Origin of the sequence: Massilia sp. X63, assembly GCF_041023745.1 — a bacterium.
GTDB lineage: Bacteria > Pseudomonadota > Gammaproteobacteria > Burkholderiales > Burkholderiaceae_D > Telluria.
This window is the reverse complement of sequence record NZ_JBFTEF010000004.1, coordinates 235,792-255,872: the sequence shown is the minus strand read 5'-3', so window position 1 is coordinate 255,872 and position 20,081 is coordinate 235,792. Positions and strand designations below refer to the sequence as shown.

Here is a 20,081-nt window from a genome sequence, read left to right as displayed (position 1 = left end):
CACACCTACCATCCAGGCCAGCGTGTCAATCCACGGTCAGGGTTCGGGCCTGCGGGTCGACCATGCGCACCATCCTCAGCACGGCATCGGTGGTGACGGTGTCGATCTGCCCCGCCATGCGGCGCTCGAACGGGTGGTCGTCGAAGGCCACGTTAGCGCGAAACAGGCGCGCGCCGAGGCGCACCGTCGCCGGAATCTCCACCGTGGGCGGCCGGAAACCGATCGAGCGCAGCCATTTCTGCGCTTCCGCGCGGGTCTCGACCTGGCCCTGCGGGGCGGCGGCCGCGGCGAGCGTTTCCAGCACCCACTGGTTGGAATTCTGGTACCTGGTCGAATACACGTAGGACAGCATGTTGTAGCTGGGCTCGTGCAGGCGCACCGGGGTGCGCGTGGCGAGCAACGCCGCCAGCCTGGCCTGGGCCTCGGGTCCCGGGATCACCAGCTGGGCCTCGTGGCGGACCAGGTCGGTGAGGAAGAAGTTGCCCATGCCTTCGTTGTACAGGCCAGAGGCCGCGCTGCCGCAGTCGTTCAGTTCGTGCACCACGGTCCAGCGCCCGGCGGGATGGTCGCGCAGCGCGATCCCCATGTGCGAATAGCGCAGGCCGTAGCGCCCCAGGTCCTGCCCGGCGCGCGCCACCAGCGCTACCCGGGCGCCCCCGGCGTCGAGCGCCTGCACCGTGCGCTGGGCCAGGTCCATCGACAGCACCACTTCGTGCGGCGCCAGCGGGCGCTCGGCGCAGGGCTGGCCGGCCAGGGCTGGCAGGCAGAAGGCCGCCAGCGCGGCCGCGGCGAGCAGGCGGCGCTTGACGTTGCCGCTCATGCTGACCGCCCATGGTGCAGCAGGGCCTTGCCGGCCGCGTTCGGGATGAAGGCCAGCGCCTTGCCCGCCATGACCAGCACGTAGCCGGTCGATGCGCTTACCACCTCGAGCGTGGCGCCGGCCGCCAGCGAGACCGCGCCGGCTGCCTTGCCGGACAGGCGCAGCGTGGCGCGGCTGGCGTCGAGCGTGTTTTCCAGCACGATCTCGAGGCCGTCGCCCACGGTCCTGACGCTGGCCACGACCACGCTGCCGGCGGCGGCCACGGTAAGGATGGAGCCGCCCACGACCACGGCCGACAGGTTGGCGCTGGCGTTCGACAGGGCGGACTGCTCGGACTGGCCATGGCCGGCAGCCTGGGTGGCCGTGCAGGCGAGGGCGAGCAGGGCGGGAAGGAGGATGCGTTTCATGCTGGACTCCTGGTTGGACGGTGTCCGCATCATCCCCGGCACGCCGCGGCGCGGCAAGCAAGGTCGGTGGAGTAGCATCCGCTTGACGCCGCGGTAGCGGCCGGCGATACCCTGCGCCGGGCCGTTAGGCGGCCGCCGCCATCTCCGGTGCGGACAGCGCGAGCGACTCGACCCGGTCGCGGCCGTTGTGCTTGGCGGTGTACATGAGCTTGTCGGCGGCGTCGATCAGCGCGGCCAGCGGTGCGCCGCCTTCCGGCGCGCCGGTCGCGACCCCGAAGCTGGCGGTGGCGAACAGCGCAGGACCGCCGTCGGCGGTGTCCACCGGCGTCGCGGCAAAGCGGGTGCGCAGCCATTCGGCCAGGCGCACGCCCGCTTCCAGGTCGGTATCCGGCAGGACCAGCAGGAACTCCTCGCCGCCGTAGCGCACCACGCTGTCGGCGCCTTCGCGCACCACCGCCTGCAGCAGGGCCGCGAAGCGCTGCAGGATGGCGTCGCCGGCCGTGTGTCCATGACTGTCGTTGACCTGCTTGAAGTTGTCGATGTCGCACAGGATCACGGTCAGCGGCGCCGCCGGCGCGCGCGGCGCTGCGGGGACCATCAGGCGCTCGTGCAGGAAGCGGCGGTTGTAGCAGCCGGTCAGGTGGTCGCGCTCGGCCGCGTGCTGGAGGATGCGCGAGGAGCGGTACTCCTCGCGCGCCATCGCATTGTAGCGGCGCGCCGCGAGTGCCCCGACCGTGTTCACCAGGGACAGCAGCATGCCCAGGGTGAGCAGGTCGGAGAAGCCCATCCCGGCATAGGCCAGCGTCAGCGCCAGGAAGCAGGTGCTGGCCAGGGCCGCGATGCCCAGGGCATAGCCGAGCCGGTTGGGAATGTAGAGGTAGATCACCAGCAGCATGATCGCCAGCGACATGGCATGCCAGTGGAATTCGCCGGGCCGGTGCACGGCGATCAGCATGAAGCAGGACAGCGCGACGACCTCGGAGACGGTCGCCGCCAGCCGGGTCGCGCGGCTGGCCAGCGGCCGGCGCCAGGCAAGCCAGGCGCAGCTGCCCGCCACCACCGCCACCAGCACGCGCGCGCCCAGCAGCAGCAGGGCGTCGGGCGCCAGGCCCAGCGCCGCCAGGTCGGTGGCGAAGAAGCCGAGGAAGTACAGGCTGCACAGCAGCAGGGTGAAGGCCAGCTGGGGCCGGGTACGCGCCAGGTGATGGGCGAGATAGGCCGATTCGGTACTGCGGTCGGCAAACTCGCCGCTGAGCGGGTCGATGGCCAGGTGGGCGGCGTAGGCAGGGCGGGGCACGTTGTTGTTCCAGTGGCAAATGCGCGGCAAGGCAGGGTGCGCAGCGGCATTGTGGCACCCGTGGACGCGAACATGTTCACGAATTGTAACCCACGGGCAACTTTCTCCCGAAAGCACGAAGAGAAGTTGAACGCTGCCCACCGCACGCCTGTCCAACACCATTCACGGGGAGAAGATGCGATGGCGGGTGGCAGGCAGGGGGCGCACAGCGGGGCCGGGGCGGGCGCCATCAGTGCCGAGTTGTGGCAGGTGCTGGGGCGGCACCGCTGGCGGATCGCCGCGGCCGTGGTGCTGCTGCTGGTCGCCAAGCTGGCCACGGTCGCGGTGCCGCTGGTGCTCAAGCGCATCATCGACGCCTTTTCCCAGGCCTCGCTGCCGCAGGTGCTGCCGCTATACCTGCTGGTCGGGTATGCGCTGCTGCGCTTCTCGTCCACCCTGTTCACCCTGCACGTGGGGCAGAGCGCGGTCATCGCACTGGGCGCGGCCGCCATCATGGTGCTGGCCGGCCAGGCGGTGCTTACCCGCAGCATGAGCGTCGGCGACCTGGTCTTGATCAATGCCTATGCGCTGCCGGTCTGCCTGCCGCTGAACGCCCTCGGCTTCGTCTACCGCGAGGCGCGACGCCTGGGGCAACACCGAACGCCTGTTCGAACTGCTGCGCGAGCGTCCCGAGATCCAGGCCCCCGCCCGGCGCCCCGCTACTACGCCCCAGCCGTGGCGAAGTGGTGTTCGAGCACGTGAGCTTTCACTACGAGGCGGCGCCCCCGGTACTGGTCAACGGGCGCATCGTGGTGGACGGCCAGGACATCCGCCAGTGCGCCGTCGCCAGCGTGCGCGAGGCGATCGGCGTGGTGCCCCAGGAGACCGCGCTGTTCAACGACAGCATCGGCAACAATACCGCCTACGGGCGCAGCGGCAGCACGCGCGACGAGGTGGTCGCGGCCTGCCGCGCCGCCCACCTGCACGCGGTGATCGACGCGCTGCCGCTCAAGTACGACACCCCGGTGGGCGAACGCGGCGTGAATTTGTCGGGCGGCGAGAAGCAGCGCATTGCGATCGCCCGCGCGGTACTGAAGAACCCGCCGATCCTGATCTTCGACGAAGCCACCTCGGCCCTCGACGCCGACTCGTACCACGCGATCACCCGCGAGCTCGACCGGCTGTCGCAGGACCGCACCACCCTGGTGATCGCGCACCGCCTGTCGACCATCGTCAACGCCCATTCCATCGTGGTGATGGAGCGCGGCCGGATCATCGAGCAGGGCACGCACGCCGAGCTGCTGCGACGCAAGCGCGCCTATGCGCGGCTGTGGCTGCTGCAGCAGCGCATGGGCAAGGAAGCGGCGCGCTGAAAGCCTGTTTCAAGGGCCGCGGAACACGATGGTCTTGTTTCCATGCAAGAAAACCCGGCGCTCGATGTGGAACTTGACCGCCGCCGCCAGCGCCATGCATTCGTTGTCGCGTCCTATGCGCACCAGCTGCTGCGGCCGGAAATTGTGGTCGACGCGGGTGACCATCTGCTCGATGATCGGTCCCTCGTCCAGGTCCGGGGTCACGTAGTGGGCGGTGGCGCCGATCAGCTTGACGCCGCGGTCGAAGGCCTGGTGGTAGGGCTTGGCGCCCTTGAAGCCGGGCAGGAAGGAGTGGTGGATGTTGATGCAGCGCCCGGCCAGGCGCCGCGCCAGCTCGTCCGACAGGATCTGCATGTAGCGCGCCAGGATCACCAGCTCGGCGCGGGTCTCTTCGACCACCTCCAGCAGCCGGGCCTCCTGCTGGGCCTTGTTCTCCTTGTTCACCGGCAGGAAGATGAAGCGGATGCCTTCGCGCTCGACCATCGGGCGCAGGTCGAGGTGGTTCGAGACCACCGCCGTGATCGACATGTTCAGCTCGCCGTTGCGGCGGCGGTACAGCAGGTCGTCGAGGCAGTGGTCGTCCTTCGAGACCATGATCACGGTCTTCACCGGCTCCAGCGGGTCGTGGATCTTCCAGCTCATCTCGAGGGGCGCGGCGCAGCGCTCGGCGAACTGCGCGCGGATATCCTCGATGCCGGGCGAACCGGCCTGCAGGCGGAACACGGCGCGCATGTAGAAGCGTTCGGTGGAATCGTCGTCGAACTGCTCGAGCGCGCAGATGTAGCAGTCGCGCTCGGCCAGGAAGGTGGCAACGGCGGCCACGATGCCGATGCCGGCGCGGCAGCTGGCGTTGAGGATGTATTCGGTGGGCGCGTGCGGCGCCCTGGCGTTCTCGTTCGGGGTCATGCGGTCGTCCTGTTATGCTCGATGAGGTGTCAGCCTGCGCTGTTGCGGGTTGCGCCCGGGACGCTGCGATGGGTGAACGCAGGCCGATGGCGCCGCCGTGCAAGCCTTGTGGACGAGGCAGACCTTGTTATTCTAGCAGCATGGAGGATGCCGGCGGGGCCGTCAAGGCGCGCACGATACGGAACAGCCGGGCGGGTGTCAGGCCGGCCGGCCCGGCGCCAGGGCCGCGGCCACGGCGTCGACCAGGTCTTGCGGCGGCAAGGGTTTGTTGAGGACGCGGACCTGCGCGGCCGCCGCGTCCACCTCGGCGCCGTAGGCCGTCACGACCAGCGCCGGCAGCGCTGGGTACTGCGCGCGCAATTGCGCGATCAGGTCGGCACCGGTCATGCCGGGCATGCGGAAGTCGGTGACCAGCATGTCGATGCCGCCGCGGCTGCCGGCCGCCAGCGCATCGCCCGGATCGGTGCAGGCGGTAACGCGGTAACCGGCCCGTTCCAGGTAGCGCTTGAATACGTAGGCGATCGCTTCTTCGTCGTCGACCAGCAGGATGTGCTTCATCGGCGCCGCTAGCCTTTGCGGGTGAAGCCGGAAGCCCGGTGCGCTCGTTGTCCGGCCTTCGGCCTCTGGCCGCGAGCGGCCGCCCGGCCATGCGCGGCCCGATCGTGCGGCCGGCACGCCCTCGGGTCCTTGCTGCTGCCTGTTGTCATCGCATCCCCTTTTTACGTAAAGCAGGCCGACGCACGCACGGGCCCGGTCTCCTCATGTGAATTATATAACAGAGGAAATTTTACAAGTCTGAAATTGACGAAATCGCGTGCCGGCTTTGGCTAGCCTTCTGGGTCAATCCCGGAACAGGTGCGTGAACGTGCGGCTCACCGGCAGCTTCTCCGGGCAGCCGCGCAGCAGGACCTGCATCCTTTCGGCGTCGAGCTTTTCCACGGCCGCGATCGCGCGCACGTTGACCAGGGTGCCGCGGTGGATCTGCCAGAAGCGCTCAGGGTCGAGGCCGCCCAGCAGGTCTTTCAGGGGGATGCGCACCAGCGCTTCGGAATCGGGCAGCACCACCCGGGTGTACTTGGTGTCGGACTGGAAGAACAGCACCTCGTCGACGTCGATCAGGCGGATCTGCTTGCCGACCGTGGCCTTGATCCATTTCATTTTTTCGCTGCGGGCGCCGGGCAAGGTGGATTTCAGCTGGCGTAGCAGGTCGCCCAGGTCGGCCGGCGGCTTGCTCACGCTCAGCTTGGCGCGGATGCGCGCCAGCGCGCGCTCCATGCGTTCGGCCTGCACCGGCTTGAGCAGGTAGTCCACCGCGCCGGCGTCGAAGGCGTCGACCGCGTACTGGTCGTAGGCCGTCACGAACACCACATGGGCGCTGTCGCCGATGCGTTCGGCCACCTCGAGCCCGGACAGGCCCGGCATGCGGATGTCGAGGAACACCACCTCCGGCTGGTGTTCCAGGAAGCCGTCCCAGGCGTCGTTGCCGTTCTCGGCCTGCAGCACCAGCTCGGCCTCGGGCCAGCCCGCGGCCAGCAGGCCGGCCAGGCGCTCGCGCATCAGCGGTTCATCCTCGGCGATCATCACCCGGGTCATGCGGATTCCTTTTGCGTGGACGGCAGCATGAGCGGCAGCGTGATCTCGGCGACCAGCCCCGGTTCGGCTTCGCGCAGCGCCAGGCCGGCGGCGTCGCCATAGGCCAGCTGGAGGCGCCGGCGCACGTTGTCCAGGCCGGCGCCGTTGCCCGGCGTGGCGCTCATGCCCACCCCGCTGTCGTGGACGCCGATGCGGAGCAAGCCGTCCTCCGCTTCGGCGCGCACGCGGATCTCGCCCCCGCGCAGCGCAGGCTCGATGCCGTGCTTGATCGCGTTCTCCACCAGGGTCAGGACGATCATGCTCGGCACCTCGACCGGGGCCAGGGCGTCAGGCAGCGACAGCGCGAAGCGCAGGCGGGCGCCCAGGCGGGCCTGCATCACGCGCAGGTAGGATTCGACGGTGGCGAATTCGCTGGCGAGGCTCATCTGGGCACAGCGCATGTCGCTGAAACTGGCGCGCAGGAAGGCGATCAGGTCGGCGGTCAGCGCGGCGGCGCGCGGGGCGCCCTCGAGCGCCAGCTGCTGCACCGCGCCCAAGGTGTTGAACAGGAAGTGCGGCTCGATCTGGGCGCGCAGCATGCGCAACTGCGATTCGCTCAGCTCGCGCGCCAGCCGTTCGCGTTCGGCGTCGCGCTGCAGCTGGTCCAGGAGCGCCGCATGCTGGCGCCGGCGATATGAACCGAGCATCAGCAGCGGCACCGCGCACAGCAGTCCGACCAGGGCCGCCGCCGGCAGCACCCGCATAATCCGTGGCAACTGCTCGGCCAGGGGTGCGGGGTTACCGATGGCGATGCCGACACAGGCGCCCAGTATCCCGGTCAGCAGGCCCAGGACGAACCTGCGCTTGTTCCTGAACACCTCGCCGGAGTTGAACCACACCGCGATGCCGCCCACCAGCAGGCCGAAACCCATCATGTTGAACGCGAGGATCGGCAGGAACCAGCTGCCTTTGTTCATGACCAGTTCGGTCAGAATGCCGGCCGCGGTGAAGGCCGCGGCGAACCAGGCCAGCGTGATCCACAGGCGCCGGCCGCGGTAGTTGAGCGAAAAATCGCGCAGCTGGCGACGCTCGACCGGCGACATCGCGGCGATGTTCTGCGCCATCTTGCGCCGGTAGCCCGGCGCCACCTGCGCGGCGAGCTCCGGGCGCTCCATGACGGCCAGGTGTTCGCGTTCGAGTTCCTCGTACCAAGCGATGATCTTGCGCCACATCGTGTTCTCCTTGTTGTTCAATATAAGGCAATGTGGCAAGTCTAGGAAAGCCGGCCGCCGGCGGGAAGCGCGGCGCGACGAACGACGAAGCGGCGGGAACGAAGTACGAAGGCGCCCGGCTGCGTGCTACCATCGCGGCTTTTGCCGGGCCCGAAGCATGCAACATCCATACCGCCACCGCATCCGCGCCATCTGCGCGGAGGATCTCGACGCTGTCCTCGACGTGCAGGCCGCCTGCTATCCACCGGCGATGCAGGAGGCGGCCGAGGTGGTGCTGGCGCGCCTGCATGCCGCCGCCGGCACCTGCATCGCGGCAGAGGATGAAGCAGGGGTATGCGCCTACCTGTTCGCGTATCCGAGCATGCTGGGCAAGGTGACCCCGCTCGGCGCAGGTTTCGAGGTGGCCGCCGGCGCCGACACGCTCTACCTGCACGACCTGGCGGTGGCGCCGCGTGCGCTCGGCCGCGGCCTGGCGCGGCGGCTGGTCGACCACCTGCTGGCGCAGGCGCCGGCGCGCCGATGGCAGGCGTCGGCCCTGGTGTCGGTGCAGGACACGGCGCGGTTCTGGAGTGCGCTCGGCTACCGGCCCGGCGACCCGGATCACCCGGACGCCGGCGCCGCCCTGGCGAGCTATCCGGGCGGCGCGCAGTACATGGTGCGCAGGCTTACTGCACCCGCCGTACCTTGGCCGAGTTGTTAGTCCCGGCCACCTTCAGGAACAGGGTGCCAAACACGTTGCGTTCGATCGTGACCTTGGGGTCGCGCATCGGCGGCAGCACCGCTTCGCTGCCGTCGATGATGCGCCACACCTGGCCGTTGGCCAGGCGGATCTGCGCACCGGGCCCCCAGCCCTGGAATTCGCCGGGGATGGTGCTGGTGATCGACTGCGGCTGGGCCTCGCGCTGCTGCTTCGCCTCGATGCCGAAGTTGTCCTCCCTGGCGGCTGCGGGCGCGGCCGCGGGCGCCGCCGCGACGGCGGCCGCCGACGGCCTGGCCCCCAGCTGGATCGCGTCGTAGCAGGCCAGGCGGGCGCCGGCATCGGCCAGCGTGCGGCACTTGAGGATGCCGGCATCGTCGGCCAGGGCGGCACCGGACAGCAGGGGGAGGGCGAGGGCGAGGGGCAATGCTTTCATCGTGATCCTTCGGTGTGGTTGCGCTAGCGAAGGATTATATCGGCAAGCCGCCGCTGCCGGGCTGGCTCAGCTGGCGGCCGCGTCCAGCGCCGGCTCGGCCGCGTAGCGCCGGATGAAGGCGGCGCAGTCCTCGGCTGCCAGCGGCTTCGAATAATAGTAGCCCTGGATCTGGTCGCACTCGGCCTTGCGCAGCGCCGCGACCTGGTCGGCGGTCTCGACCCCTTCGGCGATCACGGTCAGCTGCAGGCGGTGCGCCATCGCGACGATCGCCTGCACGATGGCCGAGGATTCGGCGCTGTGCGCCATGTCCTGGACAAAGGACTTGTCGATCTTGAGCTTGTCCAGCGGCAGGCGGCGCAGATAGGCGAAACTGGAGTAACCGGTACCGAAGTCGTCGATGCTGAGCATGACGCCGAGCTCGCCGAGCGCGCGCATCACCACCACGCTGCGTTCCGGGTCGGCCATCGAGACGCTCTCGGTCAGCTCCAGTTCCAGCAGCGCGGGAGCGAGGCCGGACTGTGCCAGCTGTGCGCGGACCATCGCGACCACGTCGCTCTGGAGGAACTGGCGCGCCGACAGGTTGACCGCCACCGGCGCCAGCGGCAGGCCCTCGCTGCGCCAGGCGCTCAGCTGGGCAACCGCGCTGCGCAGCACCCATTCGCCGATCGCCACCACCATGCCGCTCTCTTCCGCGATCGGGATGAATTCGTCGGGCGCGATCACGCCGTATTCCGGATGGCGCCAGCGCACCAGCGCCTCGAAGCCGGCCAGGGTGTCGGCGCGCAGATCGACCTTGGGCTGGTATTCGACGAACAGTTCTTCCTGCGCGATGGCGCGCCGCAGGTGGCTTTCGAGCGTCAGGCGGCGGCCATGCTCGGTGCGCAGGTCCGGCGTGAAGCGGACCATGACGCCGCGCCCCTGCGCCTTGGCGTGGCGCAGCGCGGTGACGGCGTTGTTCAGCAGGGCGTCGGCATCCATCCCGTCCTGCGGCAGCAGGGCGCTGCCGATGCAGCAGGTGAGGGCGATCTCGCCGCCCGGGGTCGGAATGGCGCGGTTGGCCGCCGCCATGATGCGGTCGAGTGCGCGCTCCGGTTCCGGATGCTCGCCGCGCGCATGCAGCAGCACCAGGAATTCGTCGCTGCCGGCGCGCGCCAGCATGTCGCCCTCGCGCAGCAGCGCCTGCAGGCTGGTCGCGATCGCCACCAGGATTTCGTCGCCGGCGCGATGTCCCAGCAGTTCGTTGAAGTGCTTGAAGCGGTCGACGTTGATGCAGGCGACCACCGCCGGCGTGCCGTGTTCGCGCCAGCCGGCGATGCTGTGCTGGAGGGCGCGCAGCATGGCCTGGCGGTTGGGCAGGCCGGTCAGCAGGTCGTGCGCCACCAGCCAGGCCAGATCGCCCGACGGCGCGGCGCGCTCCCTGTCGCGGCAAGCCCCGCCAGCCGGTTCGTCCTGCAGGCTTTCGCTCAGCGCCTGGGCGGCCATGGCGAGCTGCCGGTGGTAGACCAGCTGTTCCACCATGCGGGCCAGGTCGCGCAGCGCGTCCAGGTCGCCCGGCGCGAGCTGGCGCGGCTTGCGGTCGATGACGCACAGGGTGCCGATCTTCTTGCGCTCGACCGAATACAGCTGCACCCCGGCATAGAAGCGCAGGTGCAGCGAACCGGTGACCAGCGGATTGTCGGCGAAGCGCGCGTCCTGGGCCGCGTCCGGCACCACCAGCGGCTCGTCGGCGAGGATCGCGTGGCCGCAGAACGAGATCTCGCGCGGCGTCTCGGCGGCGTCCAGGCCGGTGCGCGACTTGAACCACTGGCGGTCCTTGTCGATCAGCGAGACCAGGGCGATCGGGACGTCGAGCAGGCGCGCGGCCGTGCGCGTAATGCGGTCGAAGGTTTCCTCGGGGGCGCTGCCGAGCAGCCGGGTGGCGTGCAGGGCCGCCAGGCGCTGTGCCTCATCCAGCGGAATGCGGGGTCGTTCCATCCTGGGATCCGTTCAATGTTGTCTCTTCTGAACCAGGTCCAATCTCCGGTGTGTCAAGCCAGAATATTACGCCAGAACCACAGATAGTTTGCAATGTTGCATAAGGCAAACGAATCCTCCGCGTGCACTCCTCAGCCCAGTGCAGCCAGCAAGGCCGCGGTGTCGGCCGCACCCATGCGCTGCGCCGCCGCCAGCGCGGTAACGCCGTCGGCGTCGGGTGCGCGCGGATCGGCGCCGCGCGCCAGCAGCAGCCGGGCGATGTCGCTTCGGTTGAACATGGCAGCGAACATCAGGGCATGTTTGCCGTTCGGGCCGGCCGTGCCGACCCGGGCCCCATAGTCCAGCAGCAGCGTGGCCACGGCCAGGTCGCCCTTGAACGCGGCCCCGGCCAGCGGGGTCTGGCCGGCGTCGTTCATCAGTTCCGGGTCGGCGCCGTGTTCGAGCAGCACGCGCGCGGCGTCGGCATGGCCGTGGTAGCAGGCCAGCATCAGCAGGCTGTCGCCGCGCTCGTTGCGCAGGTTGGGAGGCAGCCCCTGCGCCAGCAGCGTGGCGAGCGCATCGGCATCGCCGCTGCGGGCGTGCTGGAACACCATGCGCACGAAGGCCAGGGTATCGTCGTCGAGTTCGTTCGGGTCGGGGCGGGCAGGATGCATCGGCGGCTCCATGGGCGGGCAATAGCGGGATCGAACAGGAAGATTAGACCACAGCGAGGCCAGTCGGGGAGCACGGCGCGGGACGCCGCAGCGATGTTCGAAAAATTCGATGATTCGGCGGTAAATTACTCGTTTTTCAATTCCCCTTGGGGCGCTCATAATGGTTCCATCGCATCGAAGACAAGAAATCAGGCGCCGCCGAAGCGGCGTGGTGGCAACGATCGAGGCCTTCGATGATCCAACAACGACAAGGAGAGCAGTATGTTGAACGTACGTAAAAGCAATGAACGCGGCGCCGCCAGCTTCGGCTGGCTGACATCCCAGCACAGTTTCTCGTTCGGTCACTACTATGACCAGAAGCACATGGGCTTCGGTCCGCTGCGTGTCATCAACGAGGACCACGTCGCGCCCGGCCGCGGCTTCGATTCGCACGGCCACCGCAACATGGAAATCATCTCCTATGTGCTGGAGGGCGCGCTCGAGCACAAGGACAGCATGGGCAACGGTTCGGTGCTGCGCTACGGCGACGTGCAGCGCATGAGCGCCGGCAGCGGCGTCGTGCACAGCGAGTACAACCACTCGAAAGACGAAGGCGTGCACTTCCTGCAGATCTGGATCGAGCCGAACACCGCCAACGAGGCGCCGGGCTACGAAGAGAAGCATTTCGACGCCGCCTCGAAGCAGGGCCGGCTGCGCCTGATCGCCTCGAACGACGGCCGCGAAGGATCGGTGTCGATGCGCCAGGATGCCGCGATCTACGCCACCATCATGAACGGCGGCGATGCCTTGCGCCACCCGCTGGCGGCCGGACGCCAGGCCTACGTGCACGTGATCCGCGGCCGCGCCACGGTCAACGGCGTGCAGCTGCAGGACGGCGATGCGCTGAAGATCACCGACGAGGACGCGGTGCGCCTGGAACAGGCCGAAGCGGCCGAGATCCTGGTCTTCGACCTCCCGCACTGAGCCTGCCGCTCAGCCGCACGGCATCCGGCGCGGGCCCGGCCCGCGCCAACGAACAGGAGAAAGACCATGGAAGTGCATGCACGCAAGGGCAGCGGCAAGCTGCAGCAGCAAATCACGATCGGCAGCCACCAACTGCTGAGCGACGTCCCCGCGGCCCTGGGCGGCGAGGACAGCGGGCCGGAACCGCACGATCTGCTGGCGGCGGCCCTGGCCGCCTGCACCACGCTGACGGTGACGATGTACGCGCGCCGCAAGGGCATGGCGCTGGACGACGTGCGGGTGCGCATCGCCCATGGTCCGGCCGAGGGCGGCTATGCGCTGCAACGCCACATCGAGTACGTCGGCGCGCTCGGTCCGGAAGAGCGCGCGCGCCTGACCGATATCGCGAACAAATGCCCGGTGCATAAAACCTTGTCGGGCAGCATACGGATCGAGACCCAGGCCGCTTGAGGCACCCTGCGCACGCTTGGCGCCGGGATGGCGCGGCCGCGCCGTTTGGCCTACCATCGCCCCTGTCAGCGGTACCCTTGGCGTTTCCACTGCACGAAGGAGGCCGGCATGCCCGATCCGGAACACCCGCAGGATTCCGTGCTGGTCAAGCGCGAGCATTGCCCCGCTTGCCGGCGTAGGTCCACCAGGACGCTGTACAGCGAGCCGCTCGACAGTCCCGGCATCAGCCGCTACATGCAGGCGCACTACGGGCAGCGGGTCGGGCGCGATTTCGCCGGCTACGACTACGAACTGGCCCAGTGCGGCCATTGCGGCCTGGCCTTCCAGACCCAGGTGCCGGCGCCCGCACTGCTCGAGGAAATCTACGACCGCTGGCTTCCGGCCGCCGAACGCGAGGCGGTGGCGGCGCGCTGGGGCCTGGACGATTACCGCTACCTGGCCGAGCAGGTGGAGTTCGTGCTCGACCACTTCCGCCTGCGCCCCAGCAGCATCAGGGCCCTCGACTTCGGCTTCGGCTGGGCCGAGTGGGCGAAAATGGCGGGCGCCTACGGCATCCAGGTCTGCGGCGCCGAGCTGTCGCAGGTACGCATCGACTACGCCAGGTCGGTCGGCATCCCGGTGGTCGACGCGGCCACGCTGCCGCAGGATGAATTTCACTTCATTAATACCGAGCAGGTCTTCGAACACCTGCTGGAACCCGGCGCCATGCTCGAGTGCCTGGCCGGCGCCCTGCGGCCGGGCGGGCTGGTGAAGATCAGCGTGCCGAATTCCGCCAAATCGATCCGCAAGCTGCTCGGCGCCAAGAACTTCGCGGCGCTCAGCGAAGGCGAGATCATGGCCATCGCGCCCTTCGAGCACATCAACGCCTTCACCTACGACTCGCTGACCGCGCTGGGCCGCGAAGCCGGGCTGGTGCCGCTACGGCCCTCGCTGCGCAAGCTCTACAACTGCAGTTCGGGCTGGATGGAGCCGAAATCCGCACTCAAGACCCTGGCCCGTCCGGTCTACCGGCACCTGTATCCGAAGAGCACCTTCGTGTACTTCGCCCGGCCCCACTGAGCGGTCCGCTACGCCAGTCCCTGGTGCGCCTCGCGGCAGTGGCGCGCGATCATGCGCGCGAAAGGCGCGCCGGCGCGCACCCGGTCCAGCCACCACGACAGGGCCGCGCCTTCCTCGCCGCTGCGCCAGGCCAGGTAGAAGGTCTCGTCCGGCTTGGGCTCGACCACCTCCTTCTCGACCAGCAGCCCGGCCTCGATCGCGGGGCGGGCCCAGGCTTCGGGCAGGAAGCCGAAGCCGATGCCGCGCAGCTGGAAGCTGTACTTGGTCTCCATGTCGGGCACCGCCAGCATGTCCTGGCCGAACAGCAGGCCCACGGTGCGGGGCCCCAGCTGGCGCGCCGAGTCCGATACCGCGACCGCGCGGTAGTCCAGCAGGTCGGCCTTGTCGAGCGGGCGGTCGACCGCGGCCAGCGGATGCCCGGGCGCCACCGCGAACACGAAGCTGCTGCGGCCGATCGGCTCGGCGGTGTAGCCGCCGCCCGAGGGACCTTCGCCAGCGGCGCCCAGCAGCAGGTCGACGCGGCGGTCGAGCAGGGCGTCCCAGGTGCCGGACAGCACTTCGCGCACCAGGCGCAAGCGGGTCTGGTCGGCCACGGCGTAGAAGGCGTCGATCTCGGGCTGCAGGGCAGCCGGGGAGAGCATCGAATCCATGCCGATCGCCAGCTCGGTCTCCCAGCCGGAAGCGACGCGGCGCACGCGCGACTCGAGGTCGCCCGCGGCGCGCAGCAGGTAGCGACCCTCTTTCAGCAATTCCTTGCCGGCCGGCGTCAGGGCCACCTTCGGTCCGAAGCGGTCGAACAGGCGCACGCCGAGGTCGTCCTCGAGCTTGGACACCGTGTACGAGATCGTGGAAGGAACCCGGAACAGTTCCTTGGCGGCGCCCGCGAAGGAGCCCTTGCGGGCAATGGTTTCGACGATTTCGAGTGCGTCCAGGCTGAGCTTCAGCAATTACGGTCCTTTGTCGCTGTTGTTGGCGTTGATGTTGGCGTTGATGTTGGCGTTTCAATACCGGATTGTCGCATGTTCGCGGGGCCCCGGCGCCGGAGCGCGCGTCCGAAGGCAGGCGAGCGCTAGCATTCATGCCAACATGCTAGGGTGAAGCCTGACCTGTCCAACGGCGATCCACCATGTTCGAATTCATTACCGGTTTCCTGGAAAAAAGCGGCTACATCGGCGTGTTCCTGCTGATGGCGCTCGAGAATATCTTTCCGCCGATTCCCTCCGAGCTGATCATGCCCTTTGCCGGTTTCGTCGTCGCCCGCGGCGACCTGAGCCTGGTGGGCGTGCTGGCCGCCGGCACCGCCGGCTCGATTGCCGGCGCCTTGCCCTGGTACTGGGGCGCCCGCAAGTACGGCAAGGAACGCCTCAAGCAATTCGCCGACCGCCATGCGCGCTGGATGACCGTGACCGGCGAAGACATCGACAAGGCGATTGCCGCCTTCGACCGCCACGGGCGCTCGGTGGTGCTGTTCGGGCGCCTGATCCCGGCGATCCGCACCCTGATCTCGGTGCCGGCCGGCCTCGCCTGCATGTCCTGGGGCCAGTTCTTGCTCTATTCGACGATCGGCTCGCTGGCCTGGACCGGGGTCTTGACCGGCGCTGGTTTCTTGCTGGAGAGTAACTACGAACAGGTCGGCAAATACGTCGATCCGGTGTCGAAGGGCATTTTCGGCATCCTGCTGGCCTGGTATGTGTACCGCGTGATCACCCACCGTCCGGCCAAGGCCTGAGCAGGCGGCCGCGGCGCCTGTGGCGTTCCTGCCGCACTGCAGCACGCAGGTTTTCCCGGCTTGGGCTACACTCGGCCTGATCGAAAGCAGGCCCCGCCCATGAAGAACCGATTGTTGGAAGACATCGACGACAGCCAGTCCGGCATGCCGGCCTTGCCGGTCCGTCGAATCCAGACTGTCCCGCCACCGCAGCACGTCGACGTGGCGACGCCGTCGTCCCTTGCCGCGCCCGCCGCAGACCCCGGCCTGCGCCGGCATGCCGGTGTCTGGCGCAATCGGGCGCCGGCGCCCGTGCCGTCGCCGGGTGCAGCGCCGTTGCATCGGCCGATTCCGCCGACCCGGCCGCCAGCATCGCCACCGGGGGCGGCCGCAGCGCAAGCGTCGCCGGTCTTCGCGCCGCCGCGGACCGAGCAGCATATCGACCCGGAACTTGCCTCCTACTCCAGCCGACAGCCCGACTGGAGCATTCCGCTCGAGCAGGATGGGCCGTCCTGGACCGAACGCTGGGGCCGCAAGCTGCTGGGGTGGAGCGTCGGGCTGGGGGCGGCCGCCGCGGTCGTCGCCACCGCTGCCTGGATGTACCGCGACACCCAGGTCGAATCGACCCTGGCGGTGGTGGCCGATCACAGCCCGCCGGCGGCGAGCGCGGCCTTGCCGGCGGCGCCGCCCGAGCCGGCCGCGGAACTGCCGCCGCTCAAATTGTTGCCGCCCGAACAGGTGGGTGCGGCGTCCATGGCCGGCGCGCCGCCGGCGCCGGAAGCGCCACGAGAGGAGGCGCTGCCGGCGTCCCAGCTCGCCGGCGCGGCGACGGCGGCAGCGACCATCGCGGCCGCTAAGCCTGCCGACAAATCGGCCGACAAACTTGCCGCCAAGCCTGCCGACAAGCCGGTCGTACGGCGCAGTCCCGAGCGTGAGCGCCGTGTAGTGGCCGCCGCCGAACCGGTCAAACGCCAGCGCGCGGTGGCGAAGAAGCCGGCGCCTGCGCGCGAACGCGTGGTGGCGCGCGCGAGCCCGACACCGGCGCGCCCGGCGCCGGCCGCGCGTCCGTCTGCGCCGGCGGCAGCGCCGCCACCGGTGGCCGACAGCCCGCTGGAGCAAACCCTGCGCATGTGCCGCGCGGCCGGCTACCACGCCACCGCCTGCCTCAAGCGCGGCTGCGAGGCGACCCGCTTCGGTCTGGTCTGCCGCGGCTGAGCGTCTACGCGTCCGGGCCGCTCAGGCGGCCTTGACGGCGCTTGCGTCCAGGCCGGGGTCCAGCTGGGCGGCCGCCACCCTGGCCAGGCCCGCCAGCACGCTCTCGACGGCCGTCACCAGGGCCGCTACCTGCCCCCCGAGCCGCTCGAACTGGGCGGCTCGCAGGTCCTGCTCCATGCGGTTGGCCGCGGCTGCCAGTTCGACGGCGCCGACGTAGGCCGCTCCCGATTTCAGATTGTGTGCCAGCCACTGCAGGCGCGAATAGTCGCCCGCGGCCAGGGATTCGCGCAGGATCGCGGGAGCGCTCCCGTACTCGCGCACGAAGCTGCCTGCGCGCTTCTGCAGGCGGCTGCGCTTGCCGTCGACGCTGTCGAGGGCCAGGCGCCAGTCGATTCCCGGCAGGTCCGGCAGGCCGGCCAGCGCCGCCTGGTCGGCCGCCGCCGCAGGGGCCGCGTCCGCGTCGGGCGCGGGCGGCAGCGGGCGCCCCTGCAGCCGCGCCGGGTCGATCCACTTGAGCAGGGTGCAGAACAGCAGGTCGGGGTCGATCGGTTTCGTCACATGGTCGTTCATGCCGGCCTGGTGGCTCAGGGCGCGTTCGCTCTCCAGTGCGTGCGCGGTCATGGCGACCACCGGCAGGCTGCGCAGCCGCGGGTCGCTGCGGATCGCGCGCGTGGCCGCGAAGCCGTCCATCTCCGGCATCTGGATGTCCATCAGCACCAGGTCGTAGTCGCCGCTTGACGCCATCCGTACCGCTTCGACGCCGTTCATGGCGACGTCCACCTGCATGCGCGCGGCCGCCATGAAGTCGAGCGCCACTTCCCGGTTGTTGGCGTTGTCCTCGGCCAGCAGGATGCGGGCGCCGTCCAGGCGCGGCAGCGCCGCCGCCGGATCGGTTACCACGTCGGTGCTGCCGGGGACGGCCTGCGGGTGCAGCACCTGCAGCAGGCTGTGGGCCAGCAGGGCCGGTCCCACCGGCTTGTGCAGGAAGGCGTCCACCGGGAGCTTGCCCTGTTGTTCCAGCACCGCCTCGCGGGTGCAGGCCGAGACCATCAGGATCGCCGGCGGCGCCTCGGCGCCGCCGGCGGGCACGCCGTGGCGGATGCGGCGAATCGTCTCCACGCCGTCCAGGCCCGGCATCAGGTAGTCCATCAGGACGAAACGGTAGGGCTGGCCGGAGCGGGCGGCGTTCGCCATCAGGACCAGGGCTTCCTCGCCCGACGCGGCGGTGTCGGCGCGTACGCCGAGGGCGCCGAGCATTTCGGACAGCGCGGCGCGCGCGGTGGCGCTGTCGTCCACCACCAGGGCGGGCAGGTCGAGCAGCAGGGCCTGGCGGGTCGCGGCCGCCTGGCCGCCGGCATCGTCGGCGGGCAGCTCGAGCGGCAGCGTGAAGGTGAAGCAGCTGCCCTGGCCGGGCGTGCTGCGCACCGTGATGTCGCCGCCCATCAGGTCCACCAGGCGGCGCGAGATCGACAGGCCCAGGCCGGTGCCGCCGTACTTGCGGGTGGTCGAGCTGTCGGCCTGGCTGAAGGACTGGAACAGGCGGCCGATCTGTTCGGGCGTCATGCCGATGCCGGTATCGCTCACCGAGAAAGCCAGCGTCAGCCGTCTGCCTTCGCTACGCAGCGCCTCGACCGCGACCACGATCTCGCCGCGCTCGGTGAACTTCACCGCATTGCCGGTCAGGTTGATCAGCACCTGGCCCAGGCGCAGCGGGTCGCCCACCAGGCGCTGCGGCACCCCGGGGGCGACGCGGAAGATCAGTTCGATGCCCTTGGCCCCGGTTTTGACGTCGGTCAGGCTGGCCAGCTGGCCCAGCATGTCGTCGAGGTCGAACGGCACCGATTCGATCGTCAGCTTGCCGGCTTCGATGCGCGAGAAGTCGAGGACGTCGTTGATGATGCCCATCAGGTGCTCGCTGGCGCCGAGGATCTTGTCCAGGTAGTTGCGCAGGGCCGGTGCCGGCTCGCGCATCAGGGCCAGGCGGCTCATGCCGATGATGGCGTTCATCGGGGTGCGGATCTCGTGGCTCATGTTGGCCAGGAATTCCGACTTCATGCGGGTGCTGGCTTCGGCGCGCAGCATGGCGCTCTGCATGGCCTTGGTGCGCAGCCCCAGGATGCGCATGAAGATCAGCATGTCGAAGGTGCTGCCGAACACCAGTGCGTGCATGGTCCAGAAATTCGCCGGCAGCTTGCCGTTGATGAGCTGGGCCGTGACCACCGCGGCGGCGAAGGCCACCGCCCAGCCGACCAGGAAGTAACTGCCCACCGGATCGCCGGCGCGGGCGCGGCGGAAGGCGCCGGGCAGGCCGCACAGCATCGGCAGCACGCCCAGGGTGCCGACGATCAGGACCAGGCGCTCGTGGCTGATCAGGCCGGCGCCGAATCCGAGCGCGGTCACCAGGCACAGGACGGCCAGGGTCTTCATCACGCGGCTGAAGATGCGGTCCTTGCCGGGCCGCGCCAGCGACTGCTCGACGAACAGGTAGGCGCCGCAGGACGACAGGATCGACGCGATGCCGGCCCCATGCTCGAGCAGCCAGGCATTTCCCGGCCACAGGTACTGGCCGGCGGTACCGAACCAGCAGGCCGAATACACCGTGACGCCGCCGGCCAGCAACGCGTACTTGCCGAACAGCGGCTCGCGCAGCGTCAGCCACTGGCCGACGGCGTACAGGAACAGGGTGATGCGCAGCCCCAGCAGCAGTCCCTGCAGGATTTGCTCGCCGAGGGCTTCCGCGAGCACCGCCTGCGGCTGCAGGAAGCTGACCGGCAGGATTTTCGGGCCAACCGAGGCGACCCGCAGCAGCACCGTATATTCCTGGCCGGGCGCGAGGCGCAGCACGGCGGCCGGCACCCGTCCCTCGAGGCTGTCGCCGCTCGGATGCTGCATGCGGCCCAGGCTCGCGACCCGGCGCAGCCCGTCGCGGCCGGCCACGTGCACGTCGACCTCGTCGAGCAGGGCGAAATCGATCTGCAGCACCCAGCCATTGGTGGCGTCGGCCGCCAGCGCGACCGGGATGCGCACCCAGGTGGTGCCGGGCTGCATGCCCAGGGTTGCAGTGGCGGTCTGCGGACGGGCGAACTCGCCGGCGCGCGCCAGGGCGGACGCGGCGTCGAGCCGGCCGGCGGGATCGCGCAGGATCGTCAGCGCCGGCCAGGCGTCGACATGTTCGGCATCCCGGCTCAGGGTCAGGATCGAGGCCGGGGCGGCGGCGCCGGCCTGAAGCGGCGCCAGCCCGGCCAGCAGAAGCAGCGCGACCGCGATCAGCAGGGTGGGCGCGCGCAGGCAGGCGGCGGCCTGGCGCGATGCGCCTTGCATAACGCAGGGCCAGCGGAGA

General features: G+C 69.6%; 20 protein-coding genes. 8 read left to right on the top strand and 12 right to left on the bottom strand.

What is annotated here, in order from left to right:
• Positions 1–25 precede the first annotated feature (25 nt).
• The 3 genes from AB3347_RS10515 to AB3347_RS10505 form a co-directional block, all read right to left on the bottom strand.
• Positions 26–820 (bottom strand): DUF2145 domain-containing protein, encoded by a 795-nt coding sequence (locus AB3347_RS10515; protein ID WP_369091743.1) that lies wholly within the window; start codon positions 818–820, stop codon positions 26–28.
• A complete protein-coding gene (locus AB3347_RS10510; RefSeq protein ID WP_369091742.1) occupies positions 817–1,227 on the bottom strand; it encodes a hypothetical protein in 411 nt (136 codons plus the stop codon). The genes AB3347_RS10515 and AB3347_RS10510 overlap by 4 nt, the downstream gene beginning before the upstream one ends.
• 124 nt (positions 1,228–1,351) lie before the next feature.
• Positions 1,352–2,524, bottom strand: a complete 1,173-nt coding sequence (locus tag AB3347_RS10505) for a GGDEF domain-containing protein (protein WP_369091741.1) — start codon at positions 2,522–2,524, stop codon at positions 1,352–1,354.
• Positions 2,525–2,704: 180 nt separating this feature from the next.
• Here AB3347_RS10505 and AB3347_RS10500 point away from each other — a divergent pair, with 180 nt between their 5' ends.
• Positions 2,705–3,265, top strand: coding sequence for a hypothetical protein (locus AB3347_RS10500; protein WP_369091740.1), 561 nt, complete (start codon positions 2,705–2,707; stop codon positions 3,263–3,265).
• Complete coding sequence (locus tag AB3347_RS10495) at positions 3,262–3,876, top strand: ATP-binding cassette domain-containing protein (protein ID WP_369091739.1); 615 nt, start codon at positions 3,262–3,264, stop codon at positions 3,874–3,876. The genes AB3347_RS10500 and AB3347_RS10495 overlap by 4 nt, the downstream gene beginning before the upstream one ends.
• 9 nt (positions 3,877–3,885) lie before the next feature.
• Here the strand turns inward: AB3347_RS10495 and purU are convergent, their stop codons facing one another.
• The 4 genes from purU to AB3347_RS10475 form a co-directional block, all read right to left on the bottom strand.
• Positions 3,886–4,782: a formyltetrahydrofolate deformylase gene (gene purU / locus AB3347_RS10490; RefSeq protein ID WP_369091738.1), complete on the bottom strand. Its 897-nt coding sequence runs from the start codon at positions 4,780–4,782 to the stop codon at positions 3,886–3,888.
• Positions 4,783–4,980: 198 nt separating this feature from the next.
• Positions 4,981–5,340 carry a response regulator gene (locus AB3347_RS10485; RefSeq protein ID WP_369091737.1) on the bottom strand — a complete coding sequence of 120 codons (360 nt, stop codon included), beginning with the start codon at positions 5,338–5,340 and terminating at the stop codon, positions 4,981–4,983.
• A gap of 282 nt (positions 5,341–5,622) precedes the next feature.
• Positions 5,623–6,375, bottom strand: a complete 753-nt coding sequence (locus tag AB3347_RS10480) for a LytR/AlgR family response regulator transcription factor (RefSeq protein ID WP_369091736.1) — start codon at positions 6,373–6,375, stop codon at positions 5,623–5,625.
• Positions 6,372–7,586, bottom strand: a complete 1,215-nt coding sequence (locus AB3347_RS10475; protein ID WP_369091735.1) for a sensor histidine kinase — start codon at positions 7,584–7,586, stop codon at positions 6,372–6,374. The genes AB3347_RS10480 and AB3347_RS10475 overlap by 4 nt, the downstream gene beginning before the upstream one ends.
• Positions 7,587–7,743: 157 nt before the next feature.
• Between AB3347_RS10475 and AB3347_RS10470 the strand changes: the two genes are divergently transcribed.
• Positions 7,744–8,286 carry a GNAT family N-acetyltransferase gene (locus AB3347_RS10470; RefSeq protein WP_369091734.1) on the top strand — a complete coding sequence of 181 codons (543 nt, stop codon included), beginning with the start codon at positions 7,744–7,746 and terminating at the stop codon, positions 8,284–8,286.
• Here the strand turns inward: AB3347_RS10470 and AB3347_RS10465 are convergent.
• The 3 genes from AB3347_RS10465 to AB3347_RS10455 form a co-directional block, all read right to left on the bottom strand.
• Positions 8,252–8,719, bottom strand: a complete 468-nt coding sequence (locus AB3347_RS10465) for a hypothetical protein (protein WP_369091733.1) — start codon at positions 8,717–8,719, stop codon at positions 8,252–8,254. The two genes, AB3347_RS10470 and AB3347_RS10465, sit on opposite strands and share 35 nt — an antisense overlap.
• Positions 8,720–8,785: 66 nt before the next feature.
• The gene (locus AB3347_RS10460) at positions 8,786–10,693 is read right to left on the bottom strand and encodes a putative bifunctional diguanylate cyclase/phosphodiesterase (protein WP_369091732.1); all 1,908 of its coding nucleotides are present in this window, start codon (positions 10,691–10,693) and stop codon (positions 8,786–8,788) included.
• A gap of 131 nt (positions 10,694–10,824) precedes the next feature.
• Complete coding sequence (locus AB3347_RS10455) at positions 10,825–11,346, bottom strand: ankyrin repeat domain-containing protein (RefSeq protein WP_369091731.1); 522 nt, start codon at positions 11,344–11,346, stop codon at positions 10,825–10,827.
• A 261-nt stretch (positions 11,347–11,607) separates the two neighbouring features.
• Between AB3347_RS10455 and AB3347_RS10450 the strand changes: the two genes are divergently transcribed.
• From AB3347_RS10450 to AB3347_RS10440, 3 genes are all read left to right on the top strand, one after another.
• Positions 11,608–12,309 carry a pirin family protein gene (locus tag AB3347_RS10450; protein ID WP_369091730.1) on the top strand — a complete coding sequence of 234 codons (702 nt, stop codon included), beginning with the start codon at positions 11,608–11,610 and terminating at the stop codon, positions 12,307–12,309.
• Positions 12,310–12,375: 66 nt separating this feature from the next.
• Positions 12,376–12,759 carry an OsmC family protein gene (locus tag AB3347_RS10445; protein ID WP_369091729.1) on the top strand — a complete coding sequence of 128 codons (384 nt, stop codon included), beginning with the start codon at positions 12,376–12,378 and terminating at the stop codon, positions 12,757–12,759.
• Between the two features lie 108 nt (positions 12,760–12,867).
• Positions 12,868–13,818, top strand: coding sequence for a class I SAM-dependent methyltransferase (locus AB3347_RS10440; RefSeq protein WP_369091728.1), 951 nt, complete (start codon positions 12,868–12,870; stop codon positions 13,816–13,818).
• Between the two features lie 8 nt (positions 13,819–13,826).
• On the opposite strand, the gene AB3347_RS10435 is transcribed toward AB3347_RS10440, so the two are convergent.
• Entirely contained in the window at positions 13,827–14,765 is a 939-nt protein-coding gene (locus tag AB3347_RS10435; protein WP_369091727.1) for a LysR substrate-binding domain-containing protein, read from the bottom strand.
• Positions 14,766–14,944: 179 nt separating this feature from the next.
• Here AB3347_RS10435 and AB3347_RS10430 point away from each other — a divergent pair, with 179 nt between their 5' ends.
• Positions 14,945–15,547 carry a DedA family protein gene (locus tag AB3347_RS10430; RefSeq protein ID WP_369091726.1) on the top strand — a complete coding sequence of 201 codons (603 nt, stop codon included), beginning with the start codon at positions 14,945–14,947 and terminating at the stop codon, positions 15,545–15,547.
• A 99-nt stretch (positions 15,548–15,646) separates the two neighbouring features.
• On the top strand, positions 15,647–16,741 hold the full coding sequence (locus tag AB3347_RS10425; protein WP_369091725.1) for a hypothetical protein: 1,095 nt from the start codon (positions 15,647–15,649) through the stop codon (positions 16,739–16,741).
• Positions 16,742–16,762: 21 nt separating this feature from the next.
• On the opposite strand, the gene AB3347_RS10420 is transcribed toward AB3347_RS10425, so the two are convergent.
• Positions 16,763–20,062, bottom strand: coding sequence for a response regulator (locus AB3347_RS10420; RefSeq protein ID WP_369091724.1), 3,300 nt, complete (start codon positions 20,060–20,062; stop codon positions 16,763–16,765).
• Between the last annotated feature and the right edge of the window lie 19 nt (positions 20,063–20,081).

Excerpts from the sequence above, each read along its gene's own strand:
- purU (WP_369091738.1), bottom strand. The coding sequence starts at position 4,782 with ATGACCCCGAACGAGAACGCCAGGGCGCCGCACGCGCCCACCGAATAC.
- AB3347_RS10510 (WP_369091742.1), bottom strand. The coding sequence starts at position 1,227 with ATGAAACGCATCCTCCTTCCCGCCCTGCTCGCCCTCGCCTGCACGGCC.
- AB3347_RS10455 (WP_369091731.1), bottom strand. The coding sequence starts at position 11,346 with ATGCATCCTGCCCGCCCCGACCCGAACGAACTCGACGACGATACCCTG.
- AB3347_RS10430 (WP_369091726.1), top strand. The coding sequence starts at position 14,945 with ATGTTCGAATTCATTACCGGTTTCCTGGAAAAAAGCGGCTACATCGGC.
- AB3347_RS10450 (WP_369091730.1), top strand. The coding sequence starts at position 11,608 with ATGTTGAACGTACGTAAAAGCAATGAACGCGGCGCCGCCAGCTTCGGC.
- AB3347_RS10500 (WP_369091740.1), top strand. The coding sequence starts at position 2,705 with ATGGCGGGTGGCAGGCAGGGGGCGCACAGCGGGGCCGGGGCGGGCGCC.
- AB3347_RS10465 (WP_369091733.1), bottom strand. The coding sequence starts at position 8,719 with ATGAAAGCATTGCCCCTCGCCCTCGCCCTCCCCCTGCTGTCCGGTGCC.
- AB3347_RS10460 (WP_369091732.1), bottom strand. The coding sequence starts at position 10,693 with ATGGAACGACCCCGCATTCCGCTGGATGAGGCACAGCGCCTGGCGGCC.
- AB3347_RS10515 (WP_369091743.1), bottom strand. The coding sequence starts at position 820 with ATGAGCGGCAACGTCAAGCGCCGCCTGCTCGCCGCGGCCGCGCTGGCG.
- AB3347_RS10475 (WP_369091735.1), bottom strand. The coding sequence starts at position 7,586 with ATGTGGCGCAAGATCATCGCTTGGTACGAGGAACTCGAACGCGAACAC.
- AB3347_RS10480 (WP_369091736.1), bottom strand. The coding sequence starts at position 6,375 with ATGACCCGGGTGATGATCGCCGAGGATGAACCGCTGATGCGCGAGCGC.
- AB3347_RS10445 (WP_369091729.1), top strand. The coding sequence starts at position 12,376 with ATGGAAGTGCATGCACGCAAGGGCAGCGGCAAGCTGCAGCAGCAAATC.
- AB3347_RS10440 (WP_369091728.1), top strand. The coding sequence starts at position 12,868 with ATGCCCGATCCGGAACACCCGCAGGATTCCGTGCTGGTCAAGCGCGAG.
- AB3347_RS10470 (WP_369091734.1), top strand. The coding sequence starts at position 7,744 with ATGCAACATCCATACCGCCACCGCATCCGCGCCATCTGCGCGGAGGAT.
- AB3347_RS10420 (WP_369091724.1), bottom strand. The coding sequence starts at position 20,062 with ATGCAAGGCGCATCGCGCCAGGCCGCCGCCTGCCTGCGCGCGCCCACC.
- AB3347_RS10425 (WP_369091725.1), top strand. The coding sequence starts at position 15,647 with ATGAAGAACCGATTGTTGGAAGACATCGACGACAGCCAGTCCGGCATG.
- AB3347_RS10485 (WP_369091737.1), bottom strand. The coding sequence starts at position 5,340 with ATGAAGCACATCCTGCTGGTCGACGACGAAGAAGCGATCGCCTACGTA.